A 482-nucleotide genomic window follows, 5' to 3' on the forward strand; every position below is an offset into this window, starting at 1 on the left:
ATTGAAATTACAGAAAAAGAATATAAAGAATTTATCAAAAATCGAGATTTTGTAGTTATAGAAAATGTAAAAATTTTTTAATCAAAGGAATGGAACATAGAAAAATTTGAACCGGAAAATTTTAAATTAGAAACTACTTCCGTATGGTCTTTCCCAGAGAGAGGTGAGTGGGGTACTCATAAGGGAAACTATCGTGCTAATTGGTCTCCTTACATTCCGAGGAATCTAATACTCCGTTATACAAATGAAGGTGACGTGGTTTTAGATCAAATGGTAGGATCCGGAACTACGCTAGTAGAATGTAAACTTTTAAACAGAAAAGGAATAGGTGTAGATATTAATCTCGATGCTATAATGATAACTAGGAACAGGTTAGATTTTAAATACAAGTACGAACCTAAAATTAAAACTTATGTAGGAGATGCTAGAAATTTAAATTTAATCCCAGATGAAAGTATTGATTTAATTGCTACACATCCCCC

The sequence above is a fragment of the Candidatus Hydrothermales bacterium genome (assembly GCA_039630235.1).
Classification (GTDB): domain Bacteria; phylum Hydrothermota; class Hydrothermia; order Hydrothermales; family JAJRUZ01; genus JBCNVI01.